This is a genomic window from Priestia sp. ABM2_011, assembly GCF_056158845.1.
Genome location: NZ_JBSWUB010000001.1, coordinates 773,159 through 789,491 on the forward strand (window position 1 = coordinate 773,159; position 16,333 = coordinate 789,491).

A 16,333-nucleotide genomic window follows, 5' to 3' on the forward strand; every position below is an offset into this window, starting at 1 on the left:
TTTTCCTTTACTTGTATTCAAGCCTTGTTTTCTATAAGATGGAATAAAGTAAATCCTTTAATATAGCATCGTGTTTGATAAAGGAAATGATGATGACAATCATAATAAATGGCGAATAGCCGGCTAACATAGATGAAAATTAACTTATATGAGAGAAAATAAAAAGAAAAACAAGGTTTATTATTGGAGCTGAGAATATGAAGTGCCCATCCTGTCATTACAATGGAACGAGAGTGCTGGACTCGCGCCCTGTAGAAGAAGGCCGCTCTATTCGTAGAAGACGTGAATGCGAAGAGTGTCACTATCGTTTTACAACTTTTGAGAAAGTAGAAGAACTTCCGTTAATTGTTGTAAAAAAAGATGGAGCGAGAGAAGAGTTCAGCAAAGACAAAATCCTTCGAGGGTTAATTAAGGCGTGTGAAAAACGCCAAGTAAGCTTAAAACAACTGGAAGATACCGTACACGATATTGAAACAGAGCTGCGCAGTCAGGGTACATCAGAGGTGCAGTCAGATGTGGTAGGAGAAATGGTGATGGAGCGATTAGCTGCTATCGATGAAGTCTCTTATGTTCGATTTGCTTCTGTATACCGACAATTTAAAGACATCAATGTATTTATTGATGAATTAAAAGATTTAATTAAGAAGGAACGACTGTAAAAGAGCTATTGAAGTATTCTTTAGGCTCTTTTTTTGTCATTTCTATTACTTTAAAAGTAGGTAGGGAACGACATGAAAGAACAACATTGGAAAGAAATGATACCGGTCGATCGTTATGTTGTTCGTTCGAACGGCATACTGCAGGAATACGACCGAAGGATTTTAACCATGCTCTATCAGCCGCTGGTGGGCACGACGTGTTTTGGTTTGTATATGACGCTATGGAGCGAGCTGGAACAAGATCGTTTATGGGGAAAAGAGTCTACACATCATCATCTAATGTCGATGATGCAAATTAATTTGAAAGCTATTTACCATGAGCGGTTAAAATTAGAAGGCATTGGTTTGTTAAAAACATATATTAAGGAAGAAGATGATGTTCGTGTGTTCATTTATGAGCTCATTCCTCCTCTTACGCCCCATCAGTTCTTTAACGATGGTGTGTTAAATGTATATTTATATAACCGACTAGGAAAATCCATCTTTCAAAAAGTAAAAAATTATTTTTCGGATTCACTCGTGGATGACCAATCGTTCAAAGATGTGACGCATTCATTTAACGATGTATTTAAATCAGTTAAAGCAACGGAGCTGGCTCCAAGTTTTCAGTCTGAAAGCAAGGATGTATTTTCTCCTGATGCTCAAACGGACTTTATGGATTCTTCAAACCGTGCTTCTATTGAGATGAGCCCGGATTCCTTTGATTTTGATTTATTTTTAGCAGGCCTAACAGATTCAATGATTTCGAAAAGGTCCATTACATCTAAAGTAAAACAAGCAATTGAAAAGCTAGCTTTTTTATATGGTATCGATCCTCTTCAAATGAAAAATGTGGTGCTCGATTCGCTAAATGAGAACGATCAAGTTGATATTGAATTGCTTAGAAAAGCAGCACAGTCCTTTTACCAATTTGAAAATGGAGAAGCACTTCCAAATCTAAGCGAACAAATTCAGCCGCCTATGCTTCGCACTATGCAGGAAAAGCAGCCGCAGACGAAAGAAGAGCAGCTCATTCAACAGCTTGAAGTGACTTCTCCTCGACAGCTTTTGATCGAGTTTTCCGGGGGAGCAGAGCCTTCAAAAGCAGATTTGCAAATGATTGAAGAAGTGATGTTTAATCAAAAGCTTTCACCAGGGGTAGTAAATGTTCTAATTTACTATGTTATGCTAAGATCCGATATGAAATTATCTAAGAGCTATGTAGAGAAAATTGCTGGACACTGGGCGCGCAAAAAGGTACAAACTGTTCAAGATGCCATGAATTTAGCTAAAAATGAACAGAAAGAATATCAAAACTGGACCGAAGCAAAGCAAAATAAAAAAACGACCGGACGAAAAATTGTGCGTAAAGAAATGGTGCCAGAGTGGCTGAGCGATGAAGAAAAAGAAGAGAAAAAGCAGCCTTCAAAAGAAGTGGACGGATTTGAAGAAGAAAAACGAAAGCTACAAGAAGAGCTCAAGCAGTTAGATCAAGAGCTAAAACAAAAGCATAAAGAATAAAAAGCAGGTATGATAGAGATGAGGTGAAAAAGATGAAGCCTATCAATGATTCACTAAATCAGTTAGTGAACAAAAAAGATTTTAAAGCACGCTTAGAAGCATTAAGAAACAGTATCCTGTCTAATCCTGAAGTTAAAACATTTTTGCAAGAGCATCGCCGTGAGTTAGATGAGCAAATGGTCGACCGAGGCCTGATGAAGATGCATGAATTTATCGACCAAAGCAAATGCTGTGACAAGTGTCCTTCTCTGCAAAGCTGTGTCAACATGGTGAAAGGATACCACCCTCAGCTGGTTGTAAAAGGCCGTAATATTGATTTGCAATATGAACGCTGTCCTAGAAAAGTACAAGAAGATGAGCGAAAAGAACAAGAATCTTTTATTCAGTGTATGTACGTGCCGAAAGAAATTTTACAGGCAACAATGTCTGATATTGAAATTGAGCAGGGAAGATTTGAAGCGATTAAACTAGTAAGAGATTTTGTGCGAGAATATGAGCCAAACAAGAAAATGAAAGCTTTATATTTACACGGTTCGTTTGGTGTGGGAAAAACGTATTTTCTTGGAGCAATTGCCAATGCGTTAGCCGAAAAGAAAGTGAAATCTACCATTCTGTATGTTCCGGAGTTTTTGCGTGAGTTAAAAGGTTCGTTTCAAGATCAAAGCTTTAATGAGAAAATAGAGTATGTCAAAAAAGTACCGGTTCTTATGCTTGATGATCTCGGAGCAGAATCCGTAACGAGCTGGATGCGAGACGATGTGCTCGGAACCATTTTACAATTCCGCATGCTCGAAAATTTGCCGACATTTTTCAGCTCGAATTTAAATTTTAAAGAGCTTCAACATCATTTGACTTATACCCAAAGAGGCGAGCAGGAAGAGCTCAAAGCCGCTCGTGTCATGGAACGAATTAAGTCTCTAGCCATTCCTGTTGAAATGAATGGAGAGAATAAACGAAATAGATGAGCAGGTCGTTTTACATTTCTTGTAACGACTTGCTCATTTTTTTGCATGTTGCCCCATATACATTAATAAAGCGTGTCCAAAGGGGGGCTATGAGGAATGAAAATATTCTTTAAATATGTAGAAGACGCAGTCGTTGTATATGAGTCTTTATGCGCGAAGCAAAGCGCTTTATCATATGGTTCACAGTGCTTGAAGCTGGTGAATAATCAGCTTTTAGTTATTGATGAGACATACAATCGAGAGGCCATTTTACAAGACATGGTGATACCTGTATTAACGCACGTGATTTTAAAAAAGAAAGAAAAAAAGATGATGGTAAACATATTAAAAGAACAATTTTTTTATTCGGAAGAGGAAGAGCAAGATTTGCTGCTTCAAATTATGGGGGGGATTATGGAAGGAGAGAGAGACGAAATTCCGCAAAAAATATTTTCTCTTCCAAGAGAATTGCTTATCCGCCAGGCGCTTCAAGACTTCTTCATTCATAATGTAACATTCACCTTTGAGTCTTTTCTCCAATTCCGTTTAAAAGAATATCAAGATCGGCTGCGCTATTATGCTGAGCTGGCGATTGATGAATATAAGCTTGAACAAGACTATCAAATTCTTATTCATCAGCTGCGTCAAGCGGCTAACGAAAGACAGTCATCTACCGGTGATGTGTACGTGATGCACTTGAATAAAAACAAGTTTGTATTGTACGACCACAACCGTAGATATGTTCCTGAACGTGAATGTGCAGCTCTAGCAGAGGCCTTTTTATCTAAACAAGAATCATTATACATAGACTCGACTATTATCGCGCCTTTGCTAAGTTTATCTCCAGCTGGTATTCATCTGTATAGCGACGAGCATGACCATGATTTTGTTTACACCATTCAAAATATCTTTCAAGAAAAAGTGATGTTATACGAAAAAAATGAATTTCCGTTTGATCAAAAGCAAAATATAACGTGAAAGGTTGATTTCTATTTTGAAAATGAATATAATAAATGCATATTGAAAAACAGCTATATGTTACAAGTTATGATGAGGACATGAGTGTATATTTACGGTTTGTAGAGAGGGAGATCCAGGCTGAAAATCTCCTAACACGGAATATATCCTTACCACCTCTAAACTTCAGTAGTAAACGAGCAGAGCCTCTAGTAATTACTGACGGAATTTCCGTTATAAAACCTCGAGCCGCTTCGGGTTCTTTGGGTTATCCAAGATACGAAGAGGAAACAAGGGTGGTACCGCGTGTATACACAACTCGTCCCTTTTTATAAGGGACGAGTTTTTTGTTTTTACAAAAAGTTTATTAGTTATGTTAAAGGAGTGGAAAGTTGTGTCAGAAGTAATCAAAATGACATTTCCTGATGGAGCTGTTAAAGAGTATCCAAAAGGATCATCAACAGAAGATATTGCGGCTTCTATTAGCCCGGGATTAAAGAAAAAAGCATTAGCAGGCAAAGTAAACGGCGAGCTGCTGGATTTACGTACGCCAATCGAACAAGATGGCAGTCTTGAAATCATTACGCAAGATGCTCCTGAAGCGCTTGAAATTATGCGCCATAGTACAGCGCATTTAATGGCTCAAGCAATCAAACGTTTATACAAAGATGTAAAAGTACAGCTAGGTGTAGGCCCGGTTATCGAAAATGGGTTTTACTATGACATCGATATGGAAGAATCAATTACTCCTGAAGATTTAGGTAGAATTGAAAAAGAAATGAAAAAAATCGTTAATTCAAATATTGAAATTGAACGAAAAGAAGTTTCTCGTGAAGAAGCCATTCAACTTTTTAAAGAAGTTGGCGATGAACTAAAGCTTGAATTGATTGATGCGATTCCAGCAGGTGAAAAGGTGACGATTTACCAACAAGGCGAATTCTTTGATCTTTGCCGAGGTGTGCACGTGCCGTCAACAGGCAAAATTAAAGAGTTTAAACTATTAAGCGTAGCAGGTGCTTATTGGCGCGGAGACAGCGACAATCAAATGCTGCAGCGTATTTACGGTACAGCATTCTTTACAAAAGCAGATTTAGACGAGCATCTTCGTCTTCTTGAAGAAGCAAAAGAACGTGACCACCGTAAACTTGGTAAAGAGTTAAACTTATTTACAAATTCTCAAAAAGTAGGACAAGGTCTTCCTTTATGGCTTCCAAAAGGTGCGACAATCCGCCGTATTATCGAGCGTTATATCGTAGATAAAGAAGTAAGCCTTGGTTATCAGCACGTTTACACGCCGGTGCTTGGAAGTGTAGAACTTTACAAAACGTCTGGTCACTGGGAGCACTATCAAGATGACATGTTCCCTGCAATGGAAATGGATAACGAAGACCTGGTTCTTCGTCCAATGAACTGTCCTCATCACATGATGGTGTACAAACAAGGTATTCACAGCTATCGTGAGCTTCCAATCCGTATTGCTGAACTTGGAACAATGCACCGCTACGAAATGTCAGGAGCATTATCAGGGCTTCAGCGCGTTCGAGGCATGACGTTAAATGATGCACATATCTTTGTACGTCCGGATCAAATCAAAGAAGAATTTATTCGTGTGGTTCGCTTAGTTGAAGCGGTTTATAAAGATTTTGGATTTGAAAATTATTCATTCCGTCTATCTTATCGTGATCCTGAAGATACAGAAAAATACTTCGATGATGATGCAATGTGGGAAAAAGCACAAAGCATGTTAAAAGATGCAATGGATGAGCTTGACCTCGATTATTATGAAGCTGAAGGCGAAGCGGCATTCTACGGTCCAAAACTAGATGTTCAAGTTAAAACAGCTCTTGGTAAAGAAGAGACGCTATCTACGGTTCAATTGGATTTCTTACTTCCTGAACGCTTTGATTTAACGTATGTAGGGGAAGACGGAAAACAGCATCGACCTGTTGTTATTCACCGCGGCGTGGTGTCAACAATGGAACGTTTTGTAGCTTTCTTAATCGAAGAATACAAAGGAGCTTTCCCAACGTGGTTAGCACCTGTACAAGTTCAAGTGATTCCGGTATCACCTACGGTTCACCTTGAGTATGCAAAAGAAGTGCAAGAACAGCTTCAGCTTGCGGGTATTCGTGTGGAACTTGATTCTCGCGATGAGAAAATTGGCTATAAAATCCGTGAGGCTCAAATGCAAAAAATTCCTTACATGCTTGTTGTAGGGGATAAAGAAGTAGAAGATAAAGCAGTAAACGTACGTAAATATGGTGAGCAGAATTCAGAAACAGTGGATTTCCAAGCCTTTTTACAAAATGTAAAAGCAGAAGCATCTCGTTAATGAAAAAAGCAGAGAATTGAAATTCTCTGCTTTTTTATCTAACATTTATAAAAAACTGTTGCATAAATGGTTTTCCTTTGATACAATAACTTTTGTTGTGAAAAAAGAACGAAATCATTGACTTTTGTCTTTGTTGATACTATAATAGCTTAAGTAATTGAATACTTGTTTATACAGAAGAAGAAGCACCCGCTTCTCACCTGAGTGACGCATAAAGCAGTTAGCAGGTACATCGTATCTTAATTAAAACGATAGAAGTGTGGGTGCAGTATGTACTCACACTTTTTTGTGTGAGTTAATAATCGGTCTAAGCAAGCGTATTCGCTCATTAAACCTTGGAGGTGGCTACTTATTAGCAAGGACATGATGGTAAACGAGGGCATTCGAGCTCGCGAAGTTCGTCTAATTGATCAAAATGGTGAACAATTAGGAATTAAATCAAAAAATGAAGCATTAGAAATTGCTTCACGAGTAAATCTTGACTTAGTAATGGTTGCTGCAAATGCGAAACCGCCGGTATGTCGTATTATGGACTACGGTAAATTCCGCTATGAGCAACAACGTAAAGAAAGAGAAGCTCGTAAAAACCAAAAAGTTGTAAACTTAAAAGAAGTTCGTTTAAGTCCAACAATTGATGAACATGATTTTAACACTAAACTTCGTAACGCACGCAAGTTCCTTGAAAAAGGTGACAAAGTGAAAGCGTCTATTCGCTTTAAAGGTCGTGCCATTACTCATAAAGGGATTGGCCAAAAAGTACTTGAACGTTTTTCACAAGCTTGCGAAGATGTAAGTTCAGTTGAATCGGCTCCTAAAATGGAAGGCCGCAGCATGTTCTTAGTCTTGGCACCTAAAAACGAAAAGTAATAGAACGAGGAGGAACACCCCATGCCAAAAATGAAAACACATCGTGGCGCTGCAAAGCGTTTCAAAAAGACTGGAAGCGGTAAATTAAAACGTGCTCGTGCTTACACAAGCCATTTATTCGCTAACAAATCTACAAAACAAAAGCGTAAATTACGTAAAGGTTCTTTAGTAAGCAAAGGTGACTTCAAACGTATCCGTCACTTATTAGATAACATTAAGTAATTTGGGTTGAGATAGAAACAATACAGGAGGTAAACAATTATGCCACGCGTAAAAGGCGGTACAGTAACACGCAAACGTCGTAAAAAAGTTTTAAAATTAGCTAAAGGTTTCTTCGGTTCGAAGCATAGATTATATAAAGTTGCTAATCAGCAAGTTATGAAATCTCACATGTATGCTTATCGTGACCGTCGTCAGAAAAAACGTGACTTCCGTAAATTATGGATCACACGTATTAATGCAGCTGCTCGTATGAACGGTCTTTCTTACAGCCGTTTAATGCACGGTTTAAAATTAGCAGGTATTGAAGTTAACCGCAAAATGCTTGCTGACTTAGCTGTAGCTGATGAAAAAGCATTTGCTGAATTAGCAACTGCTGCTAAAAAAGGCTTAGATAAGTAATGAATATAAAGTCTCGTCATCTTTAGATGATGAGGCTTTTTTGCTATCGGAGGACATATCATGAATGAACTGCTGCTTACCTATTTTATTGTTATTAATATAATAGGGATAGGAATGATGTATAGAGATAAACAAAAAGCGAAAAGACATGAGTGGAGAATTGCCGAAAGCACACTGTGGACGGTAGCTGCTATCGGAGGAGCCATTGGAGGACTGATTGGTATGTATTGCTATCGTCATAAAACGAAGCACACATCGTTTACAGTAGGTTTTCCTATTCTTGCCGCTCTTGATTTACTTTTCTTTTTTGTTATCAGCTGAGCACAAATGATTTTGTGCTCAGTGTAAAAATTCTCGAACGGGGCTTTTCCAGCGAATAGGAGCATTTGGATACATGTTGTGTACGTGATTTTCCAGCAGCTTGAAATCTTGTTTTTGCAGTTCATGCAATCGAGATGGATCTGTTAACACCATTGTAATCGACAAAGACTCTGGTTCATTGGGATTGCTGTATTTTTCTCCTTCAAATAAAATACCTTTATACGTTAGTAGAAAATTTTTGCGGATATTCGTTTTTTCGTCAACGACAAAAAATTGCTGATGTTCCTGAGCTGCTACAAGCTTCCGCTTTGGACTGCGAAAATGCTGAACCAGCTTTAATAGTGTGTAAGCAACAAGCGCGAAAATGAACACGCGAACGATAACAATAACAAACATAACGCTCCCTCCTTTACAAGGCACAGTTTTCTTACTTTACGTTTCAGTCTCTAAAAAGTTTCACGATTTTTGATATAATTTCTTTATTGGTTTAAAAAGAAGAAGATATACATAATTACAGGAGTGATTACATTGAATTTACAACAGCTATTTACCATGCAGCGCCAGCTGGATCAGCATATAGAGGACAAGCATCAGCTTCATAAGGAAGACTTGGTTCCAAGAAAACTTTTAGCTCTGCTTGTTGAAATGGGAGAGCTGGCAAACGAAACGCGCTGCTTCAAATTTTGGAGCGTTAAACCTCCGGCTGAAGATGCTGTTATTTTAGAAGAATTTGTGGACGGCGTACATTTCATTCTTTCTTTAGGTATTGAAAAAGGATACGATGATTTAACTGAGCTGCCAAAAGTAAAAGCAGCTGATTCAAAAACAACACAATTTTTACAGTTATTTGCACAAGTTTCTGCTTTCGAGCAGGACCTGTCAAAAGAAAACTATGTGAACATGTTTGCATCTTACATGAAGCTTGGCGATATGTTTGGTTTTTCTGCTGAACATATTGAAGAGGCGTACATGTCAAAAAATGAAGTGAATTTTAAACGCCAAGAACAAGGATACTAGAAATAAAGGGATGGGAAATTTTACTTCAACCTCTTTTTAGCTATAATAGAGGTATACATATGAAAGGGGTAATCCATATGACAAAGTTAGATGAAACATTGACGATGCTTAAAGCACTAACAGATGCAAAAGGAATTCCTGGAAATGAGCGTGAACCGCGTGAGGTTATGAAGAAATATATTGCACCTTATGCAGATGAAGTAACGACGGATGGGCTAGGCAGTTTGATTGCAAAAAAAGTAGGCAACGAACAAGGGCCTAAAATTATGGTAGCCGGTCACTTGGATGAAGTTGGTTTTATGGTGACTCAAATTGATGAACGCGGCTTTATTCGTTTTCAAACGGTAGGCGGATGGTGGTCTCAAGTTATGCTTGCTCAACGCGTAACCATCGTGACATCTAAAGGAGAGGTAACGGGGATTATTGGCTCAAAGCCACCTCATATCTTGCCTCCAGAAGTTCGCAAAAAGCCAGTTGACATTAAAGATATGTTCATCGATATTGGTGCTTCTAGCAGAGAAGAAGTAGCGGAGTGGGGAGTAAAACCTGGTGATCAGGTTGTACCTTATTTCGAATTTACGGTTATGAACAATGAAAAGATGCTGCTAGCGAAAGCCTGGGATAACCGTATTGGTTGTGCAATCGCTATCGATGTATTAAAAGCTTTAAAAAATGAAAAACATGAAAATGTTGTGTATGGTGTAGGAACGGTGCAAGAAGAAGTTGGACTCCGAGGTGCAAAAACATCTGCTAACTTTATTGAACCGGATATTGCATTTGCTGTTGATGTCGGTATCGCTGGAGATACACCTGGTGTTTCTGATAAAGAAGCCTCTTCTAAAATGGGGCAGGGTCCGCAAATCATTTTATATGATGCTTCCATGGTCTCTCATAAAGGACTTCGAGATACAGTGGTAGATGTGGCAGATGAATTAAATATTCCGTATCAATTTGATGCAATTGCTGGAGGCGGTACGGACTCGGGTTCTATCCATATTTCAGCTAACGGGGTGCCAGCACTTTCGATTACAATTGCAACTCGTTATATCCATTCTCATGCAGCAATGCTTCATCGTGATGATTATGAAAACGCAGTTAAATTAATTGCGGAAGTCATTAAGCGCTTAGACCGAGATACGGTTAACGCCATTACGTATAATTAAAAAAAGCTCATTCTCCTAGGAGAATGAGCTTTTTGTTGTACATAGGAAAAGGTTATTTATTTTAAACCGTTTTCAAGCGTTGTCAGAATTTCTTCTTTTTCTGATTCCGGAGACTTTTCCCAAAGCACTTCAAATAAAACACCAAGTCCAGGGAGCATTTTTTCTTCACCGCTTTGAATAGCGTCAGAAATTGTAGCCTCAAGCTCTTCTTTTGAGTTTCCTGAAACGTTTGCAATAACAGCATTTCGTAAATTAAGATCCATCATTTTCACCTCAGCTATCGTAAAGTTACCAATAGTTTTTGTTTTCTTTGCGATTTCTATGTACAATAAAGTGAAACTTATCTAATGATTATTGAACAAAATGTAATCGAACTATTTATTTTTGTATAGATAAAGGAGTTATGTTTGTGAAACAAATTGATTCAGTTAAAAATCCGCAGGTAAAAGCGTGGAAAAAACTGCATAATAAAAAAGACCGTGATAAGCAGGGCCTTTTTATGGTAGAAGGCTTTCATTTAGTCGAAGAGGCTATCAAAAATAAGGATTGCGTAAAGGAACTAATTATACGCGAATCGACCGAAGTGCCCGCACAGTGGGATATAGACGGTATCGAAATAATCGTTGTAAACGAAGCAATTAGTAAGTTATTATCTGACACAGAAACACCTCAAGGAATTATTGCCGTGTGTTTTCAAACAAAGCATGCGGAAATTATTCATACAGCACAGAAAGTATTGCTTTTAGATGCGGTGCAAGATCCAGGTAACCTAGGCACCATTATCCGAACCGCTGATGCTGCGGGAGTGGGGGCTATTATCATTGGAGAGGGCAGCGTGGATGTGTACAACCCAAAAGTCGTTCGTTCAACGCAAGGAGCTATTTTTCACCTTCCAATTGTAAAAGGCGATTTGCTCGAAACAATTTCACTGTTAAAAGAAAGAGGAATAGCAGTTTACGGCACGTCGTTACAAAATGGAAAGGTCTACACACACGTAAAACCTTCAAACGAATTTGCGCTGATTGTGGGAAATGAAGGAAACGGCGTAAGCGAGAAAGTGTTGGAACAAACGGATCAAAATCTGTACATTCCCATCTATGGAAAGAGCGAGTCGTTAAATGTTGCCATCGCTTCTGGAATCTTACTTTATTATTTACGCGGAATGTAGTTGCATCGAGAACGTGTTTTCACTATAATAATACAATAGTTACATATGTAAAAAACGATGAAAGAGAGCAGTAGCTTATGTCCGTTTATGCAGGGAGAAAATGCCATGACTGAAAGCATTTTTATAAATGTAATAAGTGAATTCACCTCTTGAGTTGACACTTAGACCATCTTACATAGATGTAAAGGTGTTCCGGAGATTCCGTTAACTTGAATGAAGTGAACTGTATACGTCTGTGTATATAGTTAACAAGGGTGGTAACGCGACTAATCCTCGTCCCTTTTTTGGGAGGAGGTTTTTTTATTTGTCATTTTTTACGTTAAAAGGAGGAATAAGTGATGAAAGAACGTTTACAAGAACTTCAACAAGAAGCAATTGCAAAAGTCGAAGCAGCAAGTGCTTTAAAAGAATTAAACGACGTACGCGTAGCTTATTTAGGAAAGAAAGGCCCTATCACAGAAGTACTTCGCGGTATGGGAAAACTTTCAGCTGAAGAGCGCCCTGTAATGGGAGCACTTGCAAATGAAGTACGTGAAGCGATTGCATCTAAAATTGAAGAAAAACAAACGGCGTTAGAAGCAGCCGAGGTAGAGCGTAAACTTGCTTCAGAAACAATTGACGTAACGCTGCCGGGACGCCCGGTTAAAGCAGGTACGCATCACCCGCTCACAAGCGTGGTTGAAGAAGTAGAAGATTTATTCTTAGGAATGGGCTATGAAGTAGCAGAAGGACCAGAAGTAGAGCAGGACTACTATAATTTCGAAGCGCTGAACTTGCCAAAAGGTCACCCAGCACGTGATATGCAAGATACGTTCTATATTACGGAAGAAACGCTTCTTCGTACGCATACATCAACTGTTCAAGCTCGTGTTATGAACAAGAATGAAGGCAAAGGACCTGTTAAAATTATTTGCCCAGGTAAAGTGTACCGCCGCGATGACGATGATGCTACGCACTCACATCAATTTATGCAAATTGAAGGTCTTGTAGTAGACGAAAACATTCGTATGAGCGATTTAAAAGGCACGCTTGAAGTATTTGTGAAAAAGATGTTCGGTGCAGACCGTGAAATTCGTCTTCGTCCAAGTTTCTTCCCATTCACTGAGCCGTCTGTAGAAGTAGACGTATCGTGTGCAAAATGTGGAGGTAAAGGCTGTAATGTATGTAAACAAACAGGCTGGATTGAAATTTTAGGAGCCGGTATGGTTCATCCAAATGTTCTTGAAATGGCTGGATACGATTCAACTAAATATCGTGGTTTTGCTTTTGGAATCGGTGTAGAGCGTATTGCTATGTTAAAACACGGCGTGGATGATATTCGTCATTTCTATACAAATGATGTTCGTTTCTTAGATCAATTTAAACAAGTATAAAGGAGGGACTACGATGTTTGTATCTTATCGTTGGTTACAAGAGTATGTTGACTTATCAGGCGTAACGGCAGAAGAGTTAGCTGATAAAATCACAAAAAGTGGAATTGAAGTTGAAGGTGTAGAAAACTTAAATAAAGGCATCAGCGGAGTGGTAATTGGTCACGTTGTAGAACGTGAACAGCATCCAAATGCGGATAAATTAAGCCGCTGTCAAGTAAATCTTGGCGGAGGAGAAATCGTTCAAATCGTGTGCGGAGCACCTAACGTGGCACAAGGTCAAAAAGTAGCGGTTGCAAAAGTGGGAGCTGTACTTCCAGGTAACTTTAAAATCAAGCGTGCTAAGCTTCGCGGTGAAGAATCGAACGGTATGATTTGTTCTCTTCAAGAGCTTGGCATTGAAAGCAAGCTTGTGGCAAAAGATTATCAAGAAGGCATCTTCGTCTTCCCAAGTGATGCTGAAGTAGGAGCGGATGCGCTAGATGCATTAAACTTAAACGATGAAGTATTAGAACTAGGGCTAACACCAAACCGTTCAGACTGCTTAAGTATGTTAGGTGTAGCACATGAGGTGGCTGCTATTTTACGTCGTGAAGTGAAGTATCCGTCAGTAAACGTGCAAACGTCTGATGAGCAAGCAGCTGATTATATTTCCGTTAAAGTAGAGGCAAAAGAAGACAATCCCCTTTACGTAGCGCGCGTTGTGAAAAACGTAAAAATTGCTCCGTCACCATTATGGATGCAAACGCGTTTAATGGCAGCTGGTATTCGACCTCATAACAACGTTGTTGATATTACCAACTATATTTTGCTTGAATACGGCCAGCCGCTGCATGCTTTTGACTATGATCGTCTTGGTTCAAAAGAAATTGTTGTACGTCACGCGTCAGAAGGCGAGAAGTTTGTAACGCTTGACGATCAAGAGCGCGTATTAAAAGGCAATCAGCTTGTTATTACAAACGGCAGTGAACCGGTAGCTCTTGCAGGTGTAATGGGGGGAGCAAACTCTGAAGTAAAAGACGATACGGTAAATGTTCTTATTGAATCAGCTTACTTCAAAGGTTTAACAGTTCGTCAAGCTTCCAAAGACCACGGTCTTCGCAGTGAGGCAAGTGCTCGTTTTGAAAAAGGAATTGATCCTAACCGTACGCGTGTAGCTGCTGACCGCGCAGCAGAATTAATGGCTGAATACGCTTCAGGTGAAGTGGTAAGCGGTACTGTAGAAGTAGATACACTAACTGTGGAACCTGCTGTTGTAGCTGTGTCACTTGGACGTATTAACAATGTGCTTGGTACAGAACTATCGATGGAAGAAGTACAAGATATTATGAACCGTCTTCAATTTGAAAGCAAAGTCGAAGATGAAACCATCGTTGTAACGGTACCGACTCGTCGAGGCGATATTACAATTGAAGAAGATATCGTGGAGGAAGTAGCGCGCATGTATGGCTATGACAACCTTCCTACAACGCTTCCTGTAACAGTGGCAACTCCAGGAAAATTAACAGAGTATCAGCTTGGACGCCGTAAAGTTCGCCGTTTCTTAGAGGGAGCAGGGCTAGCGCAAACAACAACCTATTCGTTAACGAGCGCTGAAAAAGCTACTCAGTTTGCACTCAATGCAACAAGTACGATTGGTTTAGCAATGCCGATGAGTGAAGATCGCAGTATCCTTCGTCAAAGCTTAGTGCCTCATTTACTTGAAGCAGTGAAGCACAATAATGCTCGTCAATCGGATTCTATTGCGCTATACGAAACAGGCTCAGTGTTCTTATCTAAAGGTGAAGGGGAATTACCGGATGAGCAGGAGCGCGTAGCTGGTGCAATCACGGGTCTATGGCATGCTCACGGCTGGCAAGGTGAAAAGAAAGTCGTTGATTTCTATGTGATTAAAGGTGTACTAGAAGGGTTATTTGCACAGCTTGGTTTAGAGAAACGAATCTCATATGCTCCCGTTAAAAAAGACGGTATGCACCCTGGACGTACAGCGGCTGTATGGTTAGATGAAAAAGAAATTGGATACGTGGGTCAAGTTCATCCTGTTGCTCAGAAACAGTATGGCCTTCGTGAAACATACGTGTTTGAATTACACCTTCAAGAGCTATTAGCTGCAGATGTCGAAGAAGTTCGTTATTCAGCTATTCCAAGATTCCCATCTATTACACGTGATATTGCACTTGTTGTAGATAAAAACGTTCTTGCAGGAGAAGTTCAGCGCGTCATCTATACGACGGGCGGAGAACTTTTAAAAGACGTGACAGTATTTGATCTATATGAAGGCGAGCGTATGGAAGAAGGCAAGAAATCTGTAGCTTTCTCTTTACGTTACTTAGATCCTGAACGTACATTAACAGATGAAGAAGTAGCAAAAGCACATGGTGCAGTTTTAGAAGCTGTTGAAAAAGAATTTGGTGCAACGCTTCGTTCATAAGAATAAAAAAAGAGATGTGGATTTCCACATCTCTTATTTTTTAGCTAATTTTAAAGCTTTTTCTGTATTAGCAAAATGGATTTTAGCTAAAGAGTTCAGCGCATTGACGCCATGTTTTTTAATAATTTTAGCAGCGGCGATATCAACTTGTGCTCCAGCTCCGCGAGGAATGACCATCCCCGTCTTTTCCGTTAGTAAATCCATTTGTTTTAAAAATGCGTATCTGGCAATAATGGAAGCAGCGGCTACAGATAAATGAACGCTTTCTCCTTTTGTACTGAAAAAGACATTTTCTTTGATAATCTCTTTTTCCTTTACGATGTGTTTATAATAGGTGTTTTTTTCAACAAACTGGTCAATTAAAATCGCATCAGGTTTTTCAGAATCCAATTTTTTTAACACGTTGGATAAAGCTTTGTTGTGCAACAGAGCTTTCATTTTACCTTGTGACATGCCTTTTTCTTGAAATGCATTATACTTTTCGTTATGTAAGACAAGCAAACTGTAAGGAATAAACGAAACAAGCTGCTTGGCAATTTCAATGATTTTAGCATCCGTTAACTCTTTTGAATCTCGTACTCCTAATTCTTTTAACAAAGGAAGCTGCTCTTTTTGAACATAGGCAGCAACTACGGTCATGGGACCAAAATAATCTCCCGTTCCTACTTCATCAGAACCAATGACCGATAGTGAACTGAAGTTTGATGGGAGATGTGAGACGTGAGCCTTTTTAGAAGCATCTAAAGGACCTCCCCACTTAGCTGCTTCTGTTTCAGCTTCTTTTCCTTGAAAAAGTACTTTTCCAGAGCGGTATGCAGTGATAGAACAGCCGGGAGTTTTAGCCGAAAAAATACTTCCCTGCGGCAATTTAGGCTGCAAATAGGATGTGTAATGAAGCTTCATTTTAGCTATCTGATCAGCTGATACCTTAATAACAGCATGTGACATAATGCTTCACTCCTTTCGGGGTATTTTAGTTTACT

Annotated in this window: 17 protein-coding genes and 3 other annotated features; of the genes, 14 read left to right on the plus strand and 3 right to left on the minus strand. The window is 39.2% G+C overall.

What is annotated here, in order from left to right:
* Positions 1 to 197: 197 nt before the first annotated feature.
* The 9 genes from nrdR to ACXAE4_RS04175 all read left to right on the plus strand — a co-directional run bounded on the left by nrdR (position 198) and on the right by ACXAE4_RS04175 (position 8,201).
* Complete coding sequence (nrdR, locus tag ACXAE4_RS04135) at positions 198 to 659, plus strand: transcriptional regulator NrdR (protein WP_013059432.1); 462 nt, start codon at positions 198 to 200, stop codon at positions 657 to 659.
* Positions 660 to 731: 72 nt separating this feature from the next.
* On the plus strand, positions 732 to 2,159 hold the full coding sequence (locus ACXAE4_RS04140; protein ID WP_014458054.1) for a replication initiation and membrane attachment family protein: 1,428 nt from the start codon (positions 732 to 734) through the stop codon (positions 2,157 to 2,159).
* A gap of 32 nt (positions 2,160 to 2,191) precedes the next feature.
* Positions 2,192 to 3,124, plus strand: a complete 933-nt coding sequence (dnaI, locus tag ACXAE4_RS04145; RefSeq protein ID WP_014458055.1) for a primosomal protein DnaI — start codon at positions 2,192 to 2,194, stop codon at positions 3,122 to 3,124.
* A 96-nt stretch (positions 3,125 to 3,220) separates the two neighbouring features.
* On the plus strand, positions 3,221 to 4,081 hold the full coding sequence (gene ytxC / locus ACXAE4_RS04150) for a sporulation protein YtxC (RefSeq protein ID WP_014458056.1): 861 nt from the start codon (positions 3,221 to 3,223) through the stop codon (positions 4,079 to 4,081).
* A gap of 60 nt (positions 4,082 to 4,141) precedes the next feature.
* Positions 4,142 to 4,390 (plus strand) — a binding site (T-box leader).
* A gap of 43 nt (positions 4,391 to 4,433) precedes the next feature.
* Positions 4,434 to 6,392: a threonine--tRNA ligase gene (gene thrS / locus ACXAE4_RS04155; protein WP_217915987.1), complete on the plus strand. Its 1,959-nt coding sequence runs from the start codon at positions 4,434 to 4,436 to the stop codon at positions 6,390 to 6,392.
* Between the two features lie 171 nt (positions 6,393 to 6,563).
* Positions 6,564 to 6,686: a sequence feature (ribosomal protein L20 leader region), on the plus strand.
* A 69-nt stretch (positions 6,687 to 6,755) separates the two neighbouring features.
* A complete protein-coding gene (infC, locus tag ACXAE4_RS04160; RefSeq protein ID WP_013059427.1) occupies positions 6,756 to 7,259 on the plus strand; it encodes a translation initiation factor IF-3 in 504 nt (167 codons plus the stop codon).
* Positions 7,260 to 7,280: 21 nt separating this feature from the next.
* Entirely contained in the window at positions 7,281 to 7,481 is a 201-nt protein-coding gene (gene rpmI, locus ACXAE4_RS04165) for a 50S ribosomal protein L35 (RefSeq protein WP_013059426.1), read from the plus strand.
* Positions 7,482 to 7,520: 39 nt separating this feature from the next.
* Positions 7,521 to 7,880, plus strand: coding sequence for a 50S ribosomal protein L20 (gene rplT / locus ACXAE4_RS04170; RefSeq protein WP_013059425.1), 360 nt, complete (start codon positions 7,521 to 7,523; stop codon positions 7,878 to 7,880).
* A 60-nt stretch (positions 7,881 to 7,940) separates the two neighbouring features.
* Positions 7,941 to 8,201 carry a DUF1294 domain-containing protein gene (locus ACXAE4_RS04175; RefSeq protein ID WP_028411770.1) on the plus strand — a complete coding sequence of 87 codons (261 nt, stop codon included), beginning with the start codon at positions 7,941 to 7,943 and terminating at the stop codon, positions 8,199 to 8,201.
* Between the two features lie 18 nt (positions 8,202 to 8,219).
* Here the strand turns inward: ACXAE4_RS04175 and ACXAE4_RS04180 are convergent, their stop codons facing one another.
* Positions 8,220 to 8,597 (minus strand): hypothetical protein, encoded by a 378-nt coding sequence (locus ACXAE4_RS04180; RefSeq protein ID WP_028411769.1) that lies wholly within the window; start codon positions 8,595 to 8,597, stop codon positions 8,220 to 8,222.
* A gap of 132 nt (positions 8,598 to 8,729) precedes the next feature.
* Between ACXAE4_RS04180 and ACXAE4_RS04185 the strand changes: the two genes are divergently transcribed.
* Together ACXAE4_RS04185 and ACXAE4_RS04190 are read left to right on the plus strand one after the other, a co-directional pair.
* A complete protein-coding gene (locus ACXAE4_RS04185; protein WP_108674326.1) occupies positions 8,730 to 9,218 on the plus strand; it encodes a dUTP diphosphatase in 489 nt (162 codons plus the stop codon).
* A 77-nt stretch (positions 9,219 to 9,295) separates the two neighbouring features.
* Positions 9,296 to 10,381 (plus strand): M42 family metallopeptidase, encoded by a 1,086-nt coding sequence (locus ACXAE4_RS04190; RefSeq protein ID WP_028411767.1) that lies wholly within the window; start codon positions 9,296 to 9,298, stop codon positions 10,379 to 10,381.
* 56 nt (positions 10,382 to 10,437) lie between these two features.
* Here the strand turns inward: ACXAE4_RS04190 and sspI are convergent, their stop codons facing one another.
* Positions 10,438 to 10,644: a small acid-soluble spore protein SspI gene (gene sspI / locus ACXAE4_RS04195; protein ID WP_013059420.1), complete on the minus strand. Its 207-nt coding sequence runs from the start codon at positions 10,642 to 10,644 to the stop codon at positions 10,438 to 10,440.
* A 140-nt stretch (positions 10,645 to 10,784) separates the two neighbouring features.
* Between sspI and ACXAE4_RS04200 the strand changes: the two genes are divergently transcribed.
* From ACXAE4_RS04200 to pheT, 3 genes are all read left to right on the plus strand, one after another.
* The gene (locus ACXAE4_RS04200; protein ID WP_176551792.1) at positions 10,785 to 11,549 is read left to right on the plus strand and encodes a TrmH family RNA methyltransferase; all 765 of its coding nucleotides are present in this window, start codon (positions 10,785 to 10,787) and stop codon (positions 11,547 to 11,549) included.
* A 48-nt stretch (positions 11,550 to 11,597) separates the two neighbouring features.
* Positions 11,598 to 11,833 (plus strand) — a binding site (T-box leader).
* A gap of 54 nt (positions 11,834 to 11,887) precedes the next feature.
* Positions 11,888 to 12,922: a phenylalanine--tRNA ligase subunit alpha gene (pheS, locus tag ACXAE4_RS04205; protein ID WP_014458064.1), complete on the plus strand. Its 1,035-nt coding sequence runs from the start codon at positions 11,888 to 11,890 to the stop codon at positions 12,920 to 12,922.
* Positions 12,923 to 12,935: 13 nt separating this feature from the next.
* Positions 12,936 to 15,350, plus strand: a complete 2,415-nt coding sequence (gene pheT, locus ACXAE4_RS04210) for a phenylalanine--tRNA ligase subunit beta (RefSeq protein ID WP_475235522.1) — start codon at positions 12,936 to 12,938, stop codon at positions 15,348 to 15,350.
* Between the two features lie 33 nt (positions 15,351 to 15,383).
* Here the strand turns inward: pheT and rnhC are convergent, their stop codons facing one another.
* On the minus strand, positions 15,384 to 16,298 hold the full coding sequence (gene rnhC / locus ACXAE4_RS04215) for a ribonuclease HIII (RefSeq protein ID WP_289578494.1): 915 nt from the start codon (positions 16,296 to 16,298) through the stop codon (positions 15,384 to 15,386).
* Positions 16,299 to 16,333: the final 35 nt, after the last annotated feature.

Coding starts and splice junctions, on each gene's coding strand:
- nrdR (WP_013059432.1), top strand. CDS start 198: ATGAAGTGCCCATCCTGTCATTACAATGGAACGAGAGTGCTGGACTCG.
- ACXAE4_RS04140 (WP_014458054.1), top strand. CDS start 732: ATGAAAGAACAACATTGGAAAGAAATGATACCGGTCGATCGTTATGTT.
- dnaI (WP_014458055.1), top strand. CDS start 2,192: ATGAAGCCTATCAATGATTCACTAAATCAGTTAGTGAACAAAAAAGAT.
- ytxC (WP_014458056.1), top strand. CDS start 3,221: ATGAAAATATTCTTTAAATATGTAGAAGACGCAGTCGTTGTATATGAG.
- thrS (WP_217915987.1), top strand. CDS start 4,434: ATGTTAAAGGAGTGGAAAGTTGTGTCAGAAGTAATCAAAATGACATTT.
- infC (WP_013059427.1), top strand. CDS start 6,756: ATGATGGTAAACGAGGGCATTCGAGCTCGCGAAGTTCGTCTAATTGAT.
- rpmI (WP_013059426.1), top strand. CDS start 7,281: ATGCCAAAAATGAAAACACATCGTGGCGCTGCAAAGCGTTTCAAAAAG.
- rplT (WP_013059425.1), top strand. CDS start 7,521: ATGCCACGCGTAAAAGGCGGTACAGTAACACGCAAACGTCGTAAAAAA.
- ACXAE4_RS04175 (WP_028411770.1), top strand. CDS start 7,941: ATGAATGAACTGCTGCTTACCTATTTTATTGTTATTAATATAATAGGG.
- ACXAE4_RS04180 (WP_028411769.1), bottom strand. CDS start 8,597: ATGTTTGTTATTGTTATCGTTCGCGTGTTCATTTTCGCGCTTGTTGCT.
- ACXAE4_RS04190 (WP_028411767.1), top strand. CDS start 9,296: ATGACAAAGTTAGATGAAACATTGACGATGCTTAAAGCACTAACAGAT.
- sspI (WP_013059420.1), bottom strand. CDS start 10,644: ATGGATCTTAATTTACGAAATGCTGTTATTGCAAACGTTTCAGGAAAC.
- ACXAE4_RS04200 (WP_176551792.1), top strand. CDS start 10,785: ATGTTTGTGAAACAAATTGATTCAGTTAAAAATCCGCAGGTAAAAGCG.
- pheS (WP_014458064.1), top strand. CDS start 11,888: ATGAAAGAACGTTTACAAGAACTTCAACAAGAAGCAATTGCAAAAGTC.
- pheT (WP_475235522.1), top strand. CDS start 12,936: ATGTTTGTATCTTATCGTTGGTTACAAGAGTATGTTGACTTATCAGGC.
- rnhC (WP_289578494.1), bottom strand. CDS start 16,298: ATGTCACATGCTGTTATTAAGGTATCAGCTGATCAGATAGCTAAAATG.